At 60.7% G+C, this 18,570-nt stretch carries 18 protein-coding genes, 1 tRNA gene and 1 pseudogene; 11 read left to right on the top strand and 9 right to left on the bottom strand.

What is annotated here, in order from left to right; translation table 11 throughout:
* The 7 genes and pseudogenes from K2Q04_RS20060 to K2Q04_RS20030 all read right to left on the bottom strand — a co-directional run.
* Positions 1-591, bottom strand: a pseudogene (locus K2Q04_RS20060) (L-seryl-tRNA(Sec) selenium transferase); the annotation flags it as partial.
* Positions 592-637: 46 nt separating this feature from the next.
* Positions 638-1,180 carry a DsbA family protein gene (locus K2Q04_RS20055; protein WP_291166877.1) on the bottom strand — a complete coding sequence of 181 codons (543 nt, stop codon included), beginning with the start codon at positions 1,178-1,180 and terminating at the stop codon, positions 638-640.
* Between the two features lie 162 nt (positions 1,181-1,342).
* Positions 1,343-2,368, bottom strand: coding sequence for a lysylphosphatidylglycerol synthase domain-containing protein (locus tag K2Q04_RS20050; protein ID WP_291166875.1), 1,026 nt, complete (start codon positions 2,366-2,368; stop codon positions 1,343-1,345).
* Entirely contained in the window at positions 2,365-3,573 is a 1,209-nt protein-coding gene (gene hpnI, locus K2Q04_RS20045) for a bacteriohopanetetrol glucosamine biosynthesis glycosyltransferase HpnI (protein ID WP_291166873.1), read from the bottom strand. The genes K2Q04_RS20050 and hpnI overlap by 4 nt, the downstream gene beginning before the upstream one ends.
* Positions 3,574-3,668: 95 nt before the next feature.
* A complete protein-coding gene (gene hpnK / locus K2Q04_RS20040; RefSeq protein ID WP_291166870.1) occupies positions 3,669-4,517 on the bottom strand; it encodes a hopanoid biosynthesis-associated protein HpnK in 849 nt (282 codons plus the stop codon).
* A gap of 14 nt (positions 4,518-4,531) precedes the next feature.
* A complete protein-coding gene (locus K2Q04_RS20035; protein WP_291166867.1) occupies positions 4,532-5,836 on the bottom strand; it encodes an NAD(P)-binding protein in 1,305 nt (434 codons plus the stop codon).
* 198 nt (positions 5,837-6,034) lie between these two features.
* A tRNA-Leu gene (locus K2Q04_RS20030) sits at positions 6,035-6,119 on the bottom strand.
* 250 nt (positions 6,120-6,369) lie between these two features.
* Here K2Q04_RS20030 and sseA point away from each other — a divergent pair.
* Positions 6,370-7,233 carry a 3-mercaptopyruvate sulfurtransferase gene (sseA, locus tag K2Q04_RS20025; protein ID WP_291166866.1) on the top strand — a complete coding sequence of 288 codons (864 nt, stop codon included), beginning with the start codon at positions 6,370-6,372 and terminating at the stop codon, positions 7,231-7,233.
* A gap of 82 nt (positions 7,234-7,315) precedes the next feature.
* On the opposite strand, the gene K2Q04_RS20020 is transcribed toward sseA, so the two are convergent.
* The gene (locus tag K2Q04_RS20020) at positions 7,316-8,917 is read right to left on the bottom strand and encodes a glucan biosynthesis protein (protein WP_291166864.1); all 1,602 of its coding nucleotides are present in this window, start codon (positions 8,915-8,917) and stop codon (positions 7,316-7,318) included.
* Positions 8,918-8,996: 79 nt separating this feature from the next.
* A complete protein-coding gene (locus tag K2Q04_RS20015; RefSeq protein ID WP_291166862.1) occupies positions 8,997-9,587 on the bottom strand; it encodes a glutathione peroxidase in 591 nt (196 codons plus the stop codon).
* Positions 9,588-9,791: 204 nt separating this feature from the next.
* On the opposite strand from K2Q04_RS20015, the gene K2Q04_RS20010 reads away from it, so the two are divergent.
* The 10 genes from K2Q04_RS20010 to aroC all read left to right on the top strand — a co-directional run bounded on the left by K2Q04_RS20010 (position 9,792) and on the right by aroC (position 18,557).
* Positions 9,792-10,067, top strand: coding sequence for a hypothetical protein (locus K2Q04_RS20010; RefSeq protein ID WP_291166860.1), 276 nt, complete (start codon positions 9,792-9,794; stop codon positions 10,065-10,067).
* Between the two features lie 267 nt (positions 10,068-10,334).
* Positions 10,335-11,417: an efflux RND transporter periplasmic adaptor subunit gene (locus K2Q04_RS20005; RefSeq protein ID WP_291166858.1), complete on the top strand. Its 1,083-nt coding sequence runs from the start codon at positions 10,335-10,337 to the stop codon at positions 11,415-11,417.
* A gap of 363 nt (positions 11,418-11,780) precedes the next feature.
* The gene (locus K2Q04_RS20000; RefSeq protein WP_092867637.1) at positions 11,781-11,999 is read left to right on the top strand and encodes a hypothetical protein; all 219 of its coding nucleotides are present in this window, start codon (positions 11,781-11,783) and stop codon (positions 11,997-11,999) included.
* Between the two features lie 23 nt (positions 12,000-12,022).
* On the top strand, positions 12,023-12,445 hold the full coding sequence (locus tag K2Q04_RS19995; RefSeq protein ID WP_291166857.1) for a hypothetical protein: 423 nt from the start codon (positions 12,023-12,025) through the stop codon (positions 12,443-12,445).
* A gap of 212 nt (positions 12,446-12,657) precedes the next feature.
* Positions 12,658-13,221: a hypothetical protein gene (locus tag K2Q04_RS19990; RefSeq protein ID WP_291166855.1), complete on the top strand. Its 564-nt coding sequence runs from the start codon at positions 12,658-12,660 to the stop codon at positions 13,219-13,221.
* Between the two features lie 108 nt (positions 13,222-13,329).
* Positions 13,330-14,544 (top strand): ABC transporter permease, encoded by a 1,215-nt coding sequence (locus tag K2Q04_RS19985; RefSeq protein WP_291166853.1) that lies wholly within the window; start codon positions 13,330-13,332, stop codon positions 14,542-14,544.
* Between the two features lie 20 nt (positions 14,545-14,564).
* Positions 14,565-15,305: an ABC transporter ATP-binding protein gene (locus tag K2Q04_RS19980; protein WP_291166851.1), complete on the top strand. Its 741-nt coding sequence runs from the start codon at positions 14,565-14,567 to the stop codon at positions 15,303-15,305.
* Between the two features lie 168 nt (positions 15,306-15,473).
* Positions 15,474-16,325, top strand: a complete 852-nt coding sequence (gene fabI / locus K2Q04_RS19975; RefSeq protein ID WP_092867642.1) for an enoyl-ACP reductase FabI — start codon at positions 15,474-15,476, stop codon at positions 16,323-16,325.
* The gene (locus K2Q04_RS19970; RefSeq protein WP_291166848.1) at positions 16,322-16,939 is read left to right on the top strand and encodes a histidine phosphatase family protein; all 618 of its coding nucleotides are present in this window, start codon (positions 16,322-16,324) and stop codon (positions 16,937-16,939) included. The genes fabI and K2Q04_RS19970 overlap by 4 nt, the downstream gene beginning before the upstream one ends.
* Before the next feature lie 529 nt (positions 16,940-17,468).
* On the top strand, positions 17,469-18,557 hold the full coding sequence (aroC, locus tag K2Q04_RS19965; RefSeq protein ID WP_291166846.1) for a chorismate synthase: 1,089 nt from the start codon (positions 17,469-17,471) through the stop codon (positions 18,555-18,557).
* The last annotated feature ends 13 nt before the right edge of the window (positions 18,558-18,570 follow it).

Here is an 18,570-nt window from a genome sequence, read left to right as displayed (position 1 = left end):
GACGAGCGTCGCGCCCGCTCGGGCCATGATGTCCGGCATGCGGAAGGCGCCGCCAATCTCGATCAACTCGCCCCGGGAGACAATGGCTTCGCGTCCGCCCGCAAGGGTGTTGAGCGCGAGAAGAACGGCGGCAGCATTGTTGTTGACGACGGTTGCATCTTCGGCACCGGTCAACGCACAGAGAAGCTCTCTCACGTGATCATCGCGTTCGCCGCGCCGCCCGGTCGCCAAGTCGAATTCCAGAGCGACCGGTTCTCGCATCGCTTGGATTGCGGCTTCGATCGCGGCCTCAGCGAGTACAGCGCGCCCGAGGTTGGTGTGGAGGACGGTGCCGGTGAGATTGAAGAGCGGTCGCAGACCGGAGCGATCCTCGTCGGCGAGACGCGCCAGCGCCAGGGTCGCAACCTGTTCGACCGTCGGGACGACTGATGAGCCGGATTTGAGGGCAACGCGCGTTTCCACCAGCACGCTCCGGATCGTCTCGGTCGAAGCGGCGCGTCCGAAGCGCTCAACGAGCGTTGCGGCGGTCTCGCTATTCAGAACGGCATCGACGGAAGGTAAGTCGCGGAGTGCTGCACTCGAAATTTCCACTTGGACCTCAAGGGAAAAGATTCAACATCCGCCCGCCGTCTCGCCGTCAGCCGTCGAGCCCGAAGCGGCGGGAGGCGGTGGCTTCCAAGGCCGCGACGATGGCTTCAACCTCGCGCGGGCCGTCGAAGCGCTGCCCATTAACGAACAAGCACGGGGTTCCGTTCACGCCGCTGCGAACGCCGCCGCGAAAGTCGCGCTTGATATGATCGGCAAAGCGACCGGCGAACGCCTGTTGGACGGCGTTGTCGCTCAACCCAACTGCACTGGCGTCAACCAGCAGGTCGTCATCCGCGAGCGCCATTTGGTTCTCGAAGAGAATATCGTGCATTTCCCAAAAGCGGTCGATCGCGCCGGCGGCTTCAGAAATTTCGGCCGCGTGCAGTGCGTGCGGGTGAAGTCGAATGAGCGGGAAATGCCGATAGACGAACCGCAGCTCGTCGCCCATCGTCTCTTGCACCGCCTTGATCACCGAATAGGCGTCACCGCAGTAGGGACACTCAAAATCACCGTATTCAACCAAGGTCATTGGCGCATTCGGCGAACCTTCGATGTGATCTTCGCTGGAAACAGGTACGGATAATTGGCCCATGATTTGCCTCTCATATGCCAACGTTCAGTGGACTGCCTTCAAGGTCAGTAAAGCGCTTTCGCTAGCGCAAGACAACAGAGCACGCGCGCCTAACACGCCGTTCACAGGTTCGCGGCAATTCAGGGCAGCTCGTTAACGATTTCGGGCTGATGGCCGAGCGCGCTATTTGCGGGAGGCCGCGAGGCGGCCTTGCCACAGGCGTTTGCCTTCCGCGAAATGCCACGCCAAGAGACCCGGAACGCCGGAGGTTATCTCGCGGGCACGTTTCAGCAGCGACAGGGCGAGAGCGACATCGGGGCCCAGCCCGAACAGCGCGCCCACAACGACATAGCCGCCCTCCTGCACACCCGCAGCCCAGGGAACAATGAAGGCCGCCGTTCGAAGCGCGAAGACGAGGCTTTCGAGAGCAAGGACGTCTCCTGCCGAAAGCGTGTGGTTCATGAACCAAAGAGCGATCCACGTTTCGGCTGCGCCCGCGAGCCAGCCCAGCAGGTGCAGGAAGGTCGACGCGATCACTGCCCCCTTCTTGCGATAGATCGCCTGGACCGCTGCGTGAACGCTGTCGCTGTCGGATAATCCTTCCCAGGCGCGCGTGAAGCCAAGCTTTGCGGGCAATGTTTCGAGAAAGAGTATCAGGCCCTTGTTCTGCGCGATGAGGAATCCGACGACCGCGATGGTTGCGATGCATAGTCCGGCGGCCGCCCACCACGCGGCGGCTTCATCCGGATGGTAGAGAAAGAGAAATGTCAGCCCCATGAACGTATAGATGAGCTGGCTCAGCATCTCCGTCGTCATGTCGGTAATGGTCGTCGCGGCCGCGACGCTCACACGCAGGCCGTGCTTGCTCAATTCCCGCGCGCCGGCAGCCTCGCCTGCTCCGGGTATGATGGCGAGCAGGTTGCCGATGCTGTCGCGGATCCAGCGCGCCCATAGGAACAAAAGGCCCGCGTGCGCGGGATGACCTTCAACCAGCAGGACACGCCAGGACCACGCGCAGAACACGAGCGAGGCGAGATAGGCCGCGAGGATCGCCCCCATGCCGCGCCAGCCTGCCGTGGCGATGGCGTCCCAGACTCCGGAGATGCCGAAATACACGACGAGGCAAATCGCGACTGCAATTCCCGCCATCGCGGCGATGAAAAACGCGACGCGCGAGCCGGAAGGACCTGCGACCGGCTCGGCGCTCATCGCTTGTCTCCGATCGGAGCGACGTGTCGATCAGGACCGGCGGAGCGGGCGTTACGACCGTCGGCGATGAGCTTCCGGAAGGTTTCGTACGTGAAGATATTCTTACCCCAGCGCACTTTGTTGCCGAAAAGGCCGAAAGCCCAAGCGAAGAAGCAGACGCACTCGCGCAACGGGACAATCCAAGGCTGAGGCGGCGTGTTCATCCGGAAGCTTCGGCGAACCTGGTAGTGGAGCGCGATGCGAAGCACGATCTCCAAGCCGATGATCGAAAGTCCGACGATAGACGGCCACGGAAGCAGCAGAACGAGAAGCAACGGCAGCGGCCAGGTGATCACCGACATGAAGTGGTCGGCCGGGCGGCAGAAGCGCTCCATCCGTTGCCATAGGATTTCGTGGCGGAACAACTCGCTGAAACTCTTCTCCGCGACGATGGTGTCGCAACAATAGGATGACAGAACGACCTCGTAGCCGCGCTGAGCCGTGAGGTTTCCGAGCGCGAAATCGTCGGGAAAGAAATTGGAGAGATGGTCGAAGCCGCCGAACGAGTCGAGCGCCTCGCGGCGAACGCTGGCCATCGCGAACGCGAAATCGATACCGCGAAGCCCGACGTCCACCAGGACCGACGGCGCGAACCAATCGCTGATATTGAGGGTACCGAAATCGGCGGCAGCGGCTCCTCCATAGGGAAGCCCTTTGTAGATGGAGGCAACCGCGCCCACCTTCGGGTTGACGAACGGAGCGGCCATCGACGCGATGCAATTCCTATCGACGCGAAGGTCGGCATCGGCGACGAGCAGAATGTCGTAGCGCGCTGCCCTATAAATGTTGGCAAGGTTAGATGCGCGCGGATTGGGTCCGACAAGATTTGCATCGACCACGAGCCTGAGATTGCGATCGGGGAACTCGGCGATCAGGCGCTTCACAACCGCGACGGCCGGATCGCTCTCCGAGTGCGCGCCGAAAATGACCTCGTACTCCGGCCAATCCTGATCGCAGAACGTGCGAAGGCAATCGTAAAGGAATGGCTGGGCGCCGTGGACAGGCTTCAATACCGAAACAGGGGGGCGCCATCCGTCGACCGAGACCGGACGTTCACGGAAGCGCCGCGTGAAATACAGCGCGAGCACAAGGTAGGCCAAGGCCGCAAGACCCAGGATGATACCGGCGATCACCACGGGATTGAGGACCACGATTGGCAAGTGCATGCGGTAGAGGTCTCCCCAGGCGATGAGATCAGGCGGCTAACGCGCGGCGACGATTATTTCCGGTCGGCGTAGCACATGCTGCAGCTTTCGACACCTCAGGCCGAGAAGACTGCTTTGAATGTCAGAGGCTGCAACCCAAGGGCTGCAATTTTGGCACGGACAACCGGGCTGACCAGCCCGCTGTATTCCTCGGCCGAACCGTAGGTTTGGGGCTGATTTTCCATGCGCTTCGCGGGGTGCGCATAAAGCTCGGTCACACCGTCGGGCAAGTGGTCGAGGTAGGCAAGAATGCGCTTTTCGGTCATGGCGCCCGTGTCGTTTACGCCGAAGATGTGATCGTTGAGCGCCAACCCAGCGTTCTTGAGCTTTCGACGCATCCTCGAGGTCAAACTGGCGTAGAGCGCCCAGTTGAAGAGCCGCCGGACAGGTTTGTCGGCGCCCGCTTCCCACGATGGCCAAAACGGCTCGACCGGATATCGAACCGGTGGCGATCCGTGGCGCGGCGCGAACTTCGCGATGGCGTCCGTCACGGCAGGGTGCATGTGGAAATAGTGATGGCCGTTGATGTGATCCATCACGAGGCCAGTGCCTTCGAAACGCTGGAACTGCGCTTCGATCTCGGCTTCGGCCTGACGCCGCATCTCGCCCGAGAAGTACAGATTGAAGCCGAACCACTCAGGGTTATTCGAGAAGCACCCGTCCGGACCGACGAGCAGCGGTACCTTTTCGGGCGGCAGGACTGGGCGGCTATCCACCAAATGAATGTGCAGGCCGACGCCGAGGTTCGGCAGGCGCCTTGCGCGTTCGACGGCATCTGAAAATGCATCGCCTCCGCACATCAAGCTCGTCGTCGAGAGAATTCCGTCGCTGTGGGAGGCTTCGATGCCTTCGTTGACGGGGATCGACATTCCGAAGTCGTCGGCCGTCACGATCAATGATTTCATGCGGCGGCCTCCTCTCATCGGGTTAGCGTTTCGACCGTAGTTAACGCCGAGCTAATCGAATCTTCCATGCCCACATAATCCCATAGTCCATACCGGCCGATGGGATGAATTCCTGCCGCATTCAGCCGCGAGAGAATGTCGCGCACGAGTTGATCGCGTTCCGGCGTGTGATGAACGTAGGCGCAGCGGATCACGTGCGCCACAGTGCAGACGATATCTTCGCTTTTCACCCATCCGAGTTTTTCAAGCGCCGCGATGACGTCGGTCTGAAGCTTGCTTGCAATGGCGGTGCGGTCGATATCCTCGCCCGGAACGCCAACCTCGACGTATACGGCATTATAGCCGTTCGAGCACATGGCCGCGCTGATGTTCGAATAACAGCCGAACCGATAGAAAGGGATGTCGCGGTCGGGCACATAGACCCAATGCGCGTCCTTGAGTGCGCTCGGCAATTTTCCGCGAACGCCGAAGTTGAAGCTGATTGTCGAGCTGTGGCTCAGCTGTTCGGCGGCAGCCGTCAACTGCGGGTCCCGTGTCAGCTTGCAGAGCGCCTTGAGAGGAATGCTCGGCAGCATGTTTTCCCATTCGATGCTGCGGCCCGCGCTCGTCTTGACGACGCGGCGTTCGAGATCGATGCCGACGATCTCTTCGTTCGTTGCGACGCTCTTCAAACCGTGCGCAAGGCCGCGCGTCAGAACGTCGATGCCGCCGCGCTTCGGATACCAGAACGTCGAATTGTACTCGGCGGTCTTCACGGCCTCGTTCGCGAATCCGGCGCGGATACGCTTTTCGTCCGGCAGCGGGAAAAACCTTTTCACGGCGCCGATCGAGAGACGGCCGAGCGGCGTCGCCATCGTCTTCTCGTTTTGCGGAATGAGAAACCGATCGGCAACGGCCTGCCCGAAGCCTGAAACGATGAACTCGCGAAAGCCTTCGGTTTTGTCGCCAGCGGCGGGTCTCGCGTTGTAGGACGCCTCGCACTCATTGCGCAGCTCGTCAGGCAATTCGCCGAGGTGATATTGGATGGGCGCATCGATGAGACGGCCGCCCGCGTAGAAATAGGACTTCCTCTCGACCGTCTCCCAGTCCTCATCGTTCAAATGCGCATGGGGAACCTGCGATGGCGACGGAAAGCGGCGAAGATGAAGAAAGTGGCCGGTGTAGTCGAAGCAGAAGTCCTCGACTTGCGTCGTGCGAGTCAGGCCGCCGACAGCAGGGCAGCGCTCCAGCAGGACGTAATCTTTGCCGCTCGCCTGCAAAGCCTGAGCTGCCGCGAGACCCGAGATGCCTCCCCCGGCTACGAGCCATTTCCGAGACATCTCAGTCAGTATCCGAAGTTGTTGGTCCGAGACTGGCGCCGACGCGAGCCATCAATCGAGAGTGACCTTCGCGTTTGCGTAATGGGGCGGCAGAACGGGCTCCCTTTAGATGCGCAGCAGCAAATCTGCAAGCATGCAACGCCCAGGTTGAAGCAATTGCCGAAAGGTGGCGTTTTTTCAGCGCGCCCCTGGAAAAGCTGGTGCGGGCGGAGGGATTTGAACCCCCACGACTTGCGCCGCTGGAACCTAAATCCAGTGCGTCTACCAGTTCCGCCACGCCCGCACGTGCTTCCAACCATTGAGACTTACCCCGCCGGCCGGTTGCGAAGGGCGTCTCATACTGAAAACCGCATCCGAAAACAACGCGTAAACGGATCGGGTCCAATGCGCAGATGCCGCAAAATGCGTCAGCGGCTTGCCTTAGCACCAACCCTGCTCCAATTCGCCGCTTCAACTTGCGGGCGGGCCCAGATTTGCCTATGTGCTTCAGGCCGCAAAACAAAGCCGTGATCAGCAAACCGTGGGAAATCTCCTTGCCTGTGACAGCGAAGAACTGGATCGTCGAGACGGATTGGCTCGCTGAGCACCTCTCCTCGCCCGATTTGATCATCCTCGACGGCAGTTGGCACCTTCCGACTGCTAACCGCGACGCGAAGAAAGAGTATCTCGCCGAGCACATCCCAGGCGCCTTATTCTTCGATATCGACGATCTGTCGGACGAAAAGTCACCGCTGCCTCACATGCTTCCGTCGACCGTGAAATTCGCGTCGCGGATGAAGAAGATGGGCATCGGCGACGGCGCCCGCATCGTGGTTTACGATACGACCGGCATTTTTTCGGCAGCTCGGGTGTGGTGGACGTTCCGCGCCATGGGGCATCGCGACGTCGCCGTGTTGAACGGGGGCTTGCGCAAATGGAAGGCCGAAGGACGGCCACTTGAGGATGGGCTGCCGCCGAAGCGATCGGAACGGCACTATTCACCGCTTCAGAACACCGAGATCATTCGCGACCTCGACGACATGAAGGCGCTCCTTAAGAAGAACGGCGTCCAGCTTGTCGACGCGCGCCCCGCAGGGCGTTTCGAAGGCACCGAGGCCGAGCCGCGTCCAGGCTTGCGACAGGGACACATTCCCGGTTCGAAGAACATTCCCTCGCAGCAGCTGCTGAACTCAGACGGCACGTATAAGTCGCCGGAGGAGATCGCCACCCTTTTCAAGAATGTCGGCATCGATGTTTCGAAGCCCGTTGTGACGACGTGCGGATCGGGCGTGACGGCCTCGATGCTGGCGCTCGCGCTTGCCGTCGTCGGCCAGACGAACGCGGCCGTCTACGACGGCAGCTGGGCGGAATGGGGCCAGGAGAACGGACTTCCCATCGAGACGGGACCGGCGAAGTAACGTTGGTCGAAACGAGACGCGCGTCGCGCCATCGGCGTCTGATGCGCGTCCGCCACCTATTCCCCGCAACATCGGCGTGGACTTAGGCTGACGCCGGAAAGTACTGATAGAGCCACGTCTCGGTCAGGGCGGCGTCGCCTTTGCGCAGATAGGCCCGAAGATCTATCGGTTCGGCACCTTGCTCCTTGAGATCGAACATTGCGCGCCAGCGATGGCGTTGGCTGACCACCGGGTATGTCGCAATGCCCGAAATCGATCCACGAGAGCAATTGACGATGAGTTCGACGCCGCTGTCGCGGCCTAGCCCTTCGAATACCTCTCCGGCAAAATCGATCACGAACTTCCGCGTCGCTGCCGGGCGCGCGCTGAAGCTCAAGCCCGGTGGTCCCCCGATGCCGGACCAGGTTCCGATCGTGCGCCCAAGCGTGCCGGGAAATGGAATGTCGTCCAGCCACGAAAGCCGATAGCGAAACACACGGCGTTGACCGGCCTTGCATTTTTCTTTCGGCACCCAGCAGGCGACGATGTTGTCCCAGGTCTCCGTATCGGTGTGCAGTTCGACGAGATGCACGGCGCCCTCGCCCCATGCATCGAGCGGCTCGACCCAAACGGACGGTCGCCGTTCGTAGAAAATTCCGTCGTCCAGATAGTGTACGAAATCGCGGTCGCGTTGGAGCAGCCCGAAGCCTTTCGGGTCACGGTCGGAAAAGGCGTTCGTCATGGCGTGCGGCGGATTGATGATCGGCCGCCAGATGCGTTCGCCGTTGCCGGTGAGGATCGCCAAGCCGTCGCTGTCGTGAATTTCCGGCCGCCAGTCGCGCGGTTCGACGTGCGAGTCTTCGCCGTACCAGAACATGCTCGAGAAGGGCGCAATCCCAATGCGGTCGATATCTGCGCGAATATGCAGGCGCGCCTCGATTTCCATGTCGCAGCGATACGAGCCGTTGGGCTGCGTCACGCGCTTGGTCGCCATGCGGTAGGCACCGGCGATGCTTGGCCCGTCGAGCAGCGCATATATGACGACCGGACCATCGGGCTCGGGCGATGCTTCAAGCCAATAATGCGTGAAGCGTGGAAATTCCTCGCGCTTCGACATCGCGGTGTCGATGGCGATGCCACGCGCCGACAATCCGTATTGGTTGTAGGGGCCGGAGCTTCTGAAATAGGAAGCGCCCATGGCCGCGAACCAATCCGTCTTCTTATCTTCGGCCATGATGCGAAAGCCCGCGAACCCTGCGCCCGCGCGGAGCCCTTCGGCCGGATGGCCTGCGGGAATTTCGAACAGATCCTGATTGTAGATGAGCTCGCGCGCTTCTCCGCCTTCCACAAGACTGATGCGGACAGGATCGGACGCATACTTGTTCATGTGGAAGAACTGGACCGGGTAATGTCCCGCGCCGTCGAGATCCACGGTGCGGTCGGTCCGGTAACGGATGCGCTGCGATTGATCGTAGTCTATTGCGGCCAGAACGTTCGGCGACGGCGTGATCGGCGGTTCGTAGCTGTAGCGAGCGAGGCGCTGCGCTTCCTGGTCGAGAATATCGAACGAGAATGGTTCCGGGGCCTTGAACTCATTTTGAGGAATGCCGGAGGCGGCCACCGCCTTGAGCGGGTTGCCGGCGAGCACCCCAGCCAGCCCAAACCCTCCTCCGGACTTCAAAAGTGAACGGCGGCTGGTCGTCATTATCCGCCCTTTGCGATCGTCTATCGGTCTCATTTGCGTTCCTGCCCTTGAACCGGGCCTGAACACCAACGCGCGACGATCAGTTTAGTGCGGTCGAAGCCGAAACTTTTTTCTCGAGCGCTTTCTCAATCCAGGAGATCATTTCGGCGGATGTGGGCGCCAATTTGGCTGGAAACGAACGCAGCAGGCGGCCGTCGCGGCCCACCAGATATTTGTGAAAATTCCAAGACGGCGTGCCCGCGGGTCCCATCACTTCGGCCGCCCATTTGTAAAACGGATGCGCCTCCGGCCCGACGACGGAGTGTTTGGCAGTGAGCGGAAACGAGACACCGAACACGCCCTGACAGAAGGTCTGGATCTCGCCCTCGTGCGCCGGTTCCTGTTCACCGAAGTCGTTCGACGGCACGGCAATGATGACGAGGCCTTCTTTCTCGTAGCGCGTCCATAGCTCCTGCAGGCCCGCGTATTGCTTGGTAAAGCCGCAAAGCGATGCCGAATTCACAACCAGCAGGGGCCGGCCGTGCCAATCAGAAAGCTTCATCGGGCTGCCGTCGATACTCACGAATTCAAAGTCGTAGGCTGAGCCGGCCACATCCGCCACGGGTGCTGCGCTCGGCGGCGCCCTCCAGACCGACCAGAGATTGCGACCGGTCTTCCAAAGATTTTGCAACTTGTGTGCCTCACGATTTCAGGTGCTTACTGATGTTTTGATATGGTGCCCCATACTACTACCGGGATATCTGCCATCAAGAGTGCGCGGCATCGTGGGCTCATAAATGGCGTGTTCCACCCGTAACAGCCTTCGGCGGTCATCGCGCGTAGGTTGCCTCCATCAACTCACGAGCCTCGAGGCTCACCCAAGGAGGAATTGGCAATGTCGAAATTCAGCTTCACGTTCGCCGCGGGCGCAACTTTCGCCATTCTGGCCGGCGCGATGTCGTTCACCTCCGCCGCATATGCTGGCAGCGGCGCGAAAGAGTTCTTTGTTCAAGACTATAATTTCTCGAAGCCGATGCACGGTTATTCGGGTCACTCGGGCAATTACTATTGCGATTATCAGCGCCTTCCGACCCGCAAGTGCGTGACGAATGCAAATGGCTCCGAGAGCTGCAAAATCGTCGGCTGGACGCTCCGCGAAATGTGCCAGTAAGACGTCAGGCTCAGCGTTCAAATAACTCCCCCCGACCGCGATATCAAAAGCTCCGGATAATTCCGGAGCTTTTTTCGTCTCAGCTCATGTTCTCGTCGCCGGTCTCGAATTGCTAAAATCCATCAGTGCTCCGCCTATGATATTCACCGAATTCAGGCCCTGTTCCGCCCGAAACAGCAAAGACGGGATAGGATCGATAGTGTCGCTCGTGATGTTGGTCCGGATTCAAGCTCCGGCCGGCTTTGTATTTTTAAGGAGGACTAAGACATGAGCACTGATGAAACCTATCACCCGCGCAGGGGAGGCTTTCTCGGGAAGCTTCTCTTTCTGCTCGTTGCTGTCGGCATCGGCGCGTTTGGCGCAATCGCCATCTCGCGCAGCGATTTGCTGGATGCAAAGACCGACACCAACGACACCATAAAAAACGAGGAAGCAGCGGCGAAAATCGACTGGGTGGCCGCAGCACCCGGCCGGATCGAGCCGAAATCCGGACTCGTGCGCGTCGGCGCCCAGCTTCTCGGCCGCATCGCCGAGGTCAATGTAAAGCTCAACGATAACGTCGAGGAAGGCGAGCTTCTGATCCGTCTCGACGACGACGAAGCACGGGCTCGCCTGCAGGCTGCCGAGACGGAGGCCGCGTCCCGCAAACGCGAGCGCGACGCGCAGCCTCTCGACAAGGCCCGCGATGATCTTCGCAACGCGGAAGACAACGTCTTCACCGCCGAACGCGCGCTGACGAACGCACGCTTCGGGCTTGAATATGAACTTCAGGCACAGCGCCAGGGCAACGGTAGCGCCGACCGCGTCAGCGATGCGCGCAAGTACCTGACCAAGGCGAAAGCCAAACTGCAAAAGGAGCGGGCCACTTACGCTACAGCGCAGTCGAAGGCCGACATTCCCGCGCCCAATCGCCTGGAATCGGCATTGCAGGCGGCACGCTCGGACGTGTCGGTTGCCGAGGCATTGCTCGAAAAAACGCGCATTCGGGCGCCGGTCGCCGGAACGGTTCTGCAGCTTCCGGCGAAGGCCGGAGAGATGGTTGCTCCCTCTCCCGACCAGGCTCTCGCCGTACTCGGCGATATGTCGGTGGTGCGTCTCAAGGCCGAAGTCGACGAGACGGATGTCTCGAAGATCAAAGTCGGAAGCAAGGTGACTGTGAAGAGCAATGCGTATCCCGGCAAGGAATTCGCAGGCACGGTTGCGGCACTCGCTCCGTCGCTGTCTTCACCCCAGTTCGCACTTCGTGGTGCGCGCCGTCCGACCGACGTCGAAGTTCTCGAAGTCACCATCGACCTCGACGGCAATCCTCCGCTGCTGCCGGGAATGCGAGCCGACGCTTTTTTCAAGTGAGGGGGAAGACGAATGCTCCTGAGGGAAAACGCCGGCGCGTAATGCTCGCGAACGACTTCTGAAAACGGAGCCCAGGAAAGACCAGCGGCGGCCAGCTTCCTCCTTAGTGAAGCCGTCGCCGGTCCTGAAGGCGGGGAGGATTGTGCTGAATGGGAATGCGGTCCCGATCAGCACGCCTCCCCGCCGGCGTTTCAGGCGTTCGCTTTCAGCGCCGCCGATAAACTCGCCGTGACCCCAACTTTCTCTTCCACAAATATTATCCGCGTAAGTCGTGTCTCGCTAGGAACAGCGTAGAATCAATACTTTTTGCATCATGCAGACATTGGACAACAACGCCGCCAAGGCTCACTCAGGGAGAGACGAATGTACGGAGAGATCAAAAAATTCCGCCGCGATCTCGGGGTCGGGGTCATTCGCGCCGAGGATGGTCGTGCCTATCGTTTCGAAGGCACCGACATTCGCAATCGCTTCGAAGACCTCGAAGGGCAGGAAGTGCATTTTCAGCTTGGTGAACTCAAGGCTCGCGACATCATCGTGCTTGCGGGCTCGCCATGGTCGGCTTTCGGCAGCATCGGCATTTGATCAGCGTGTGAGGAGAAAGTGTCATGCGTGCGAACATCGATCTCGCGGACGTACCGGTGGTCGAAGCGAGAGAGCTTCACTTCGTCATGGATATGCTGATCCGAACAGGTCAAGGACTGGCGTTCCTCAGAGGTCTCAAAGAGGAAGAGATACGATCGCTCGAAGCTCGCATCTGGGCTGACTTCGAAGGTTCGGACGTTGCCCGTCTGGCTGTCGCCTTACGCTTTCGTGCGCTGCTCGACGTGTTTGCCAGCCGGCGTCTCAAGGCTCTGTTCCTCGACCGCGGCTTCCGCCTTCTGGCATCGGCGGCGCGGGAGGCTGCCCGGCGTCCACTGAACATCCGTTTCGGGTTCAATGCGCAGCAATTGCTTCTCGCGCTCGACGCCGGGACCACTGTCACGTTCAGCAGCGTTCGCGAAGATACGACACTGGCGATGGCTGCGTAATCGGGAGCAAGGAAAAGCGAGAATTTGCGCGCCAGACACTCCCATTGCAACTCCACAAGTCATTGATTTATAATACGAAAATATAAATCCTTTAAAGTCATTCGCTCTGTTCCGGCAGGAACAGCGGCAGACGGGGCGATGAGGCATTCTCCTCTCATAGCCGGTGAGGACCGGCGACGAGATAGAAACAAAAGTCACCGCTGGAGGCTCACATGACCAAGATCGCTTTCGCCCTCGCCGCAGCTGTTCTGGCCGGCACGACGATGACCAACGCAGCAAATGCCGGCGTTCGCCTCGGCTTCGGTTTCCCGCTCGGATCGTTCGTCGCGCACTCGAATGAGAATTACAGCGTCAACGATTATCGGCGCAATGAACGTCCCCGCACTGTGCGCCGCGATTATCAGGATGATGCTCAGGCCCGGAAAATTGCAAAGATCAAGCGCGCTCCGAAGGTTGAGGTTGCAGACACTCCGGTTGTGAAGGCTCCCGCCGTCCCGGCCGTTCAGACTGCCAAGCTCGAGGACAAGCTCTCTTCCGATCCCGCCACGACAACCGAGATTGAGAAGACGCCAGCCTCCACCTCGGCGAGCGAAACGACGAAGCCCGCCAACGAGATGACGACGGGTTCCATCAAGCAGGCTTCGACGACGGCGAACAAGACCGACACTTCTGTGAAGGCCGATACTGCGACGACCGCGGCCGCCACCGACACGAAGCACGTCTGCCGCCGCTACTCTGCGGCCATCGCCGGGCTCGTCGATGTTCCTTGCGAATAAAGCCTAACGACACTCGCCAGGGCCAGCCAACAGCTCGGCCCTGGGAAAGCTGAAACCGAGACGCTATCGTTGAAATCTCGACCATTGCCTCAAGGAGGGGAAAAGGTCATGGAACTTGCAGCCTCAGCGCCCGCACTGGCGAAAGCGCGAACCGCGAAGTCACCCCGCCCCCGGTCGGGCAAGCGCACAGTGCCGATGGTGGTCAAGCTCGCTTACCGCAATCTCTTCCATGACCGCTTGAGCTTTTTCGTTACCGTCGTCGGCATCATGTTCTCGGTCGTGCTCGTCGCCGTGCAATCCGGCATCTATCTCGGCTCTGCGAACAAGATCGCCGCTATCATCGATGCGGCGCCTGCAGATCTTTGGGTGGTGCCACTCGGGACGAAGAGCTACGACGATCCGTCGTTTCTGTCGGGCCGCGAGCGCTACATGGCATTGTCGGCGCCCGGTGTCGCAAACTCCGAAGATATGCTCGTTTCGTTCGCCCGCTGGCGTAAGCCACTCGGCGGAGAGACGACGGTTCTGCTGATCGGCACCGCCGGCGAGAGCCCGAAAGCGCTGCCGCTGAACATCACCGACGGAAGCCGCGCGGCGCTCGAAGCGCCGAACACGGTCGCGATCGACCGCAGCTATTTCAACGATCTCGGCGTCAGTGAGCTTAATGACGTGGCCGAACTCAACGGCACGACGGTGAAGCTCGTCGCGATCACCAAACGGGTGCGTTCGTTCACCACACTGCCTTTCGTCTTCACGTCGATCGAAGAGTCGCGCCGCCTCGCTGGCGCTAATCAAGATCAGGCGAGCTATCAGCGCGTCACGCTGTTGCCCGGCGCAAATATCGAGACCGTACGCAAGGAAATCGAGAGGCGACTGCCCGATACGGAGGTATTGACGCAGGCACAATTCCGCACGCGCAGCCAGGATTATTGGCTGAAACAGACAGGCGCCGGTGCGGCACTCGATGCAGGCAAGCTGCTTGGTCTGATCGTCGGTATTGTCATCGTTGCCCAGACGCTTTATTCGAGCACCAAGGATCACATCAACGAGTTTGCCACGTTGCGTGCGCTCGGTGCCGGAGCCGGCTACATCGTGAAAGTGATCCTCATCCAGGCCATTTTGTCCGGCCTAATCGGCTACACACTTGGCATGAGCCTGGCACTCATCGCCATCCAAGCCGCACAGGATACGAAGCTGACAATCATCATGACGACGCCGCTCGCGGTGCAGCTCTTCGCGATCACGATCGGCATGTGCATCTTCGCCGCCACTAGCGCCATCATCAAGGTCGTCCGTATCGACCCGGCCGTCGTGTTCAGCCGCTAACCGAATTCTGGAGACCTAACATGACCGAGCCGAGCAACAGCAAAGTGATCGTCGAGGCCGAAGGCATCGTGAAGGTGCTCGGGACGGCGCCGAACGAGATCAAGGTTCTCAAAGGCATCGACCTCGAGCTTCAGACCGGCGAGTTGACGCTCATGATGGGCCCTTCGGGTTCCGGCAAGACCACGCTGCTCTCGATCCTTGGGTGCATCCTTTCGCCAACACAGGGACAGCTCACGATCGCGGGTCTCAAGACGCAGAATATGAGCAAAGAGCAGCTCGCTAATCTGAGACGCAAGCACGTCGGGTTCGTGTTCCAGTCGTACAATCTCGTGCCCACCCTAACGGCGGTCGAGAACGTCATGCTGGCGCTCGATCTGCGCGACATCAACGGTCCGGGCGCCTACGACCAAGCCGCCGAGGCGCTCGAGTCGGTCGGCCTCGGCCATCGCATCAACGCCATGCCCTCGAAAATGTCGGGCGGCGAAAAACAGCGGGTTTCGATCGCCCGCGCCCTGGCGGGCTCGCCCTCGGTCATCCTCGCCGACGAGCCGACGGCGGCTCTCGACGCCAAAAACGGCATGGCGGTCATGGAGTTGCTCGCGCAAGTCGCTCAGGACACGCGCCGGGCCGTTCTCGCGGTCACACACGACCACCGCACACTCCAGTTTGCCGACCGCATCATAACGATCGACGATGGGCGGATCGCGGGCTCGGAGCGCCCCAAGATTTCGGGCAAGGCGGTCGAGATGGCCGCTCACTAGGCCCTGGAGCCCTATTCCGGCCTACGAACAGCCCCCGGGGCCAGGCCGGGCCCCGGGCCAATGGCCGCGCATTCAACCCAACCGGGCATCTGGACCGGGAGGGGCATTTGTGTAGGATGCGCCCAAACTCACCAATCCCAAATTGGAATAATTAAGGAAATAGCGCCCATGGCGGGGCCTCAGCCGAACACGTCCATTTCCCCAGGCCAGCTGATGGCGGGCAAGCGCGGCTTGATCATGGGTGTCGCGAATAACCGATCGATTGCCTGGGGCATTGCGAAGGCCTGCGCGGCGCAAGGCGCTGAAATTGCCCTGACTTACCAAGGGGATGCTCTGAAGAAGCGCGTCGAGCCGCTGGCCGCCGAGCTCGGGACGAAGACCGTTCTGCACTGCGACGTGACCGATGGCGCGTCGATCGACAACGTGTTCGACACGCTCGCAAAAGAATGGGGCAGCCTGGACTTCCTGATTCACGCCATTGCTTTTTCTGACAAGAACGAGCTCGACGGCCGCTACGTCGACACCACGGAAAAGAACTTCACGCAGAGCCTGCTGATCTCCTGCTATTCGTTCACCGCACTCGCCAAGCGCGCCGAAAAGCTGATGCCCAACGGCGGGTCGCTCGTGACGCTGACCTACTACGGCGCCGAAAAGGTAATGCCGCACTACAACGTCATGGGCGTCGCAAAGGCGGCTCTCGAGGCGAGCGTGCGTTATCTGGCGGCCGATCTTGGCCGTACGGGCATTCGCGTCAACGCCATCTCGGCGGGGCCCATCAAGACGCTCGCCGCGTCCGGCATTGCGGACTTCCGCTACATCCTGAAGTGGAACGAGTACAATTCGGCGCTACGGCGCAACGTGACGATCGACGACGTCGGCAACGCAGGGCTTTACCTCGTTTCCGATCTGTCGCGCGGTGTGAGCGGCGAGATCCATCACGTGGACAGCGGCTATCATATCCAGGGCATGAAGAACGAAGACGCCCCGGATATCTCTGTCGTCAAGAGCGACGAAGCTTGAGCAACGGGGCGCCAACTACTGTCTCGTTGAAGCCCGGAATCACGCTCTATCTCATTCGTCATGGCGAGACCGATTGGAATCGGGAATCTCGCTATCAGGGGCAGCGCGACATCCCGTTGAATGAGACCGGGTTGGCGCAGGCGCGCCGTCACGGCGAGGTTTTGAAAGGGATCGTGCCGTCCGTCGCCGGCTTCGATTTCGTATCGAGCCCGCTTCAGCGCGCCGTCGAGACGATGCGGATCACGCGCTCGGAGCTCGGGCTAGATCCAGAAGACTTTCAGATCGCTCCCGAAATATCGGAACTCAGCTACGGACATTGGGAAGGTGAGCTCGCCGCCGAGCTTCCCGCGAAGGATCCTGAGGGCGTTGCCGGTAAGTCGTCCGACCCTTACGGCTGGCGGCCTCGTGAGGGCGAAAGCTACCAAGACCTCGAGCAGCGCGTGTCCGCTTGGCTCGCCCGCCTCACGACCGATACCGTTGCCGTCAGCCATGGCGGCGTCAGCCGGGTCGCCCGCGGCGCGCTTCTCGGCATCGAGAGAGGCATCGTGCCGTTTCTCGAAGTGCCGCAGGACAGGATTCTGAAGCTTTCCGGCGGCAGGATGCAGTGGATCTGACGGCGCCTGGCCGCGCCAGAATTGAGCCCGACGAAAAAGAGCCGGAGATGCGGCTCTCCGGCTCTTCCACACTCAATCAAGAGTGCATGATGAAAGACCCCTCGACCACGGACGCTCAATCCGGGAAGAACGGTCTTTTAGGGGCCTGTAGCGGACTTCGTGCGAAACGACGCGACACGGCTTGAGACCGCCGTTCAAGTAGAACGGATGATCCGCATTGCCGCCACCTGCGATCTCTCGATGCGCCGCGAGCTGCGGTCGGGCAGCGGACGCGGGCTCGGCCGAGTTGTCGATCCAATACGGATGCGTTGGTCTCGCCTTGTCCCGTCATCAGCTGAAGGACGTACCGGCGAACGCGTACTGTGGCTGAGTTAATCTGCGTCGCCGGAGCTTGTCACGTAGCTTTGCGGGCGATGCGGTCTTGCCCCCTCTCGCGACCGCTCCTAAGAAGAACGGTGACGCAGCCCGGCAACAATCGTTGCAGAGCCACCGAATTCGCTCATCGGGCACCACTCCGAATATTCAGGCAATGTCTCACAACACCTTCGGCCATCTTTTTCGCGTGACGACCTGGGGCGAAAGCCATGGCCCGGCCATCGGTGCGGTCGTCGACGGCTGTCCGCCCGGCATCGGGCTCGAAGAAGCAGATATCCAGGCCTACCTCGATAAGCGTAAGCCCGGGCAATCGCGCTTCACGACGCAGCGCCAGGAAGCCGACGCCGTCAAAATCCTTTCCGGCGTTTTCGCGGATGCGTCGGGCAAGCAGGTGACAACCGGCACGCCGATTGCGCTCGAAATCCAAAATACCGATCAGCGCTCGAAGGACTACGGCGACATCAAGGAGTCGTACCGCCCAGGTCACGCCGACTTCACGTACGACGCAAAATACGGCATTCGCGACTATCGCGGCGGCGGACGGTCGTCGGCGCGCGAGACAGCGTCCCGAGTTGCGGCCGGCGCGGTCGCGCGCCGGATCATTCCCGGCGTCAAAATCCGCGGCGCGCTCATTCAGATCGGGCAGATCAAGATCGATCGCGCCAACTGGAATTGGGACGAGGTCAACAACAATCCGTTTTTCTCGCCGGACGCGACGGCTGCCGGGCATTGGGCGGATTATCTCGACAAGATCCGTAAGTCGGGCTCGTCGGTCGGCGCAATCATCGAGGTGGTTGCCGAGGGCGTTCCTGCGGGTTGGGGCGCACCGCTCTACGGCAAGCTCGACCAGGACCTTGCCAGCGCGATGATGTCGATCAACGCCGTCAAAGGTGTCGAGATCGGCTCAGGCATGGGCGCCGCGGAGTTGACCGGCGAGCAGAACGCAGACGAAATCCGCATCGGCAATGACGGCGCGCCGGACTTCCTGTCGAACAATGCGGGCGGCGTTCTCGGCGGCATCTCTACGGGACAGCCCGTCGTTTGCCGTTTCGCGGTGAAGCCGACCTCGTCAATTCTCGCACCACGCCGGACGATCGACCGGCAGGGACACGAGACCGAGATCATCACCAAGGGCCGCCACGACCCGTGCGTCGGCATTCGCGCCGTTCCTGTCGGCGAGGCGATGATGGCCATCGTTCTTGCCGACCATTTCCTGCGGCACCGTGGGCAAATCGGCGTTTAGCCGGAGGCGACAC

Origin of the sequence: Hyphomicrobium sp. (genome assembly GCF_019753045.1) — a bacterium.
GTDB lineage: Bacteria > Pseudomonadota > Alphaproteobacteria > Rhizobiales > Hyphomicrobiaceae > Hyphomicrobium_B.
This window is presented reverse-complemented; position numbering and strand designations above follow the sequence as displayed.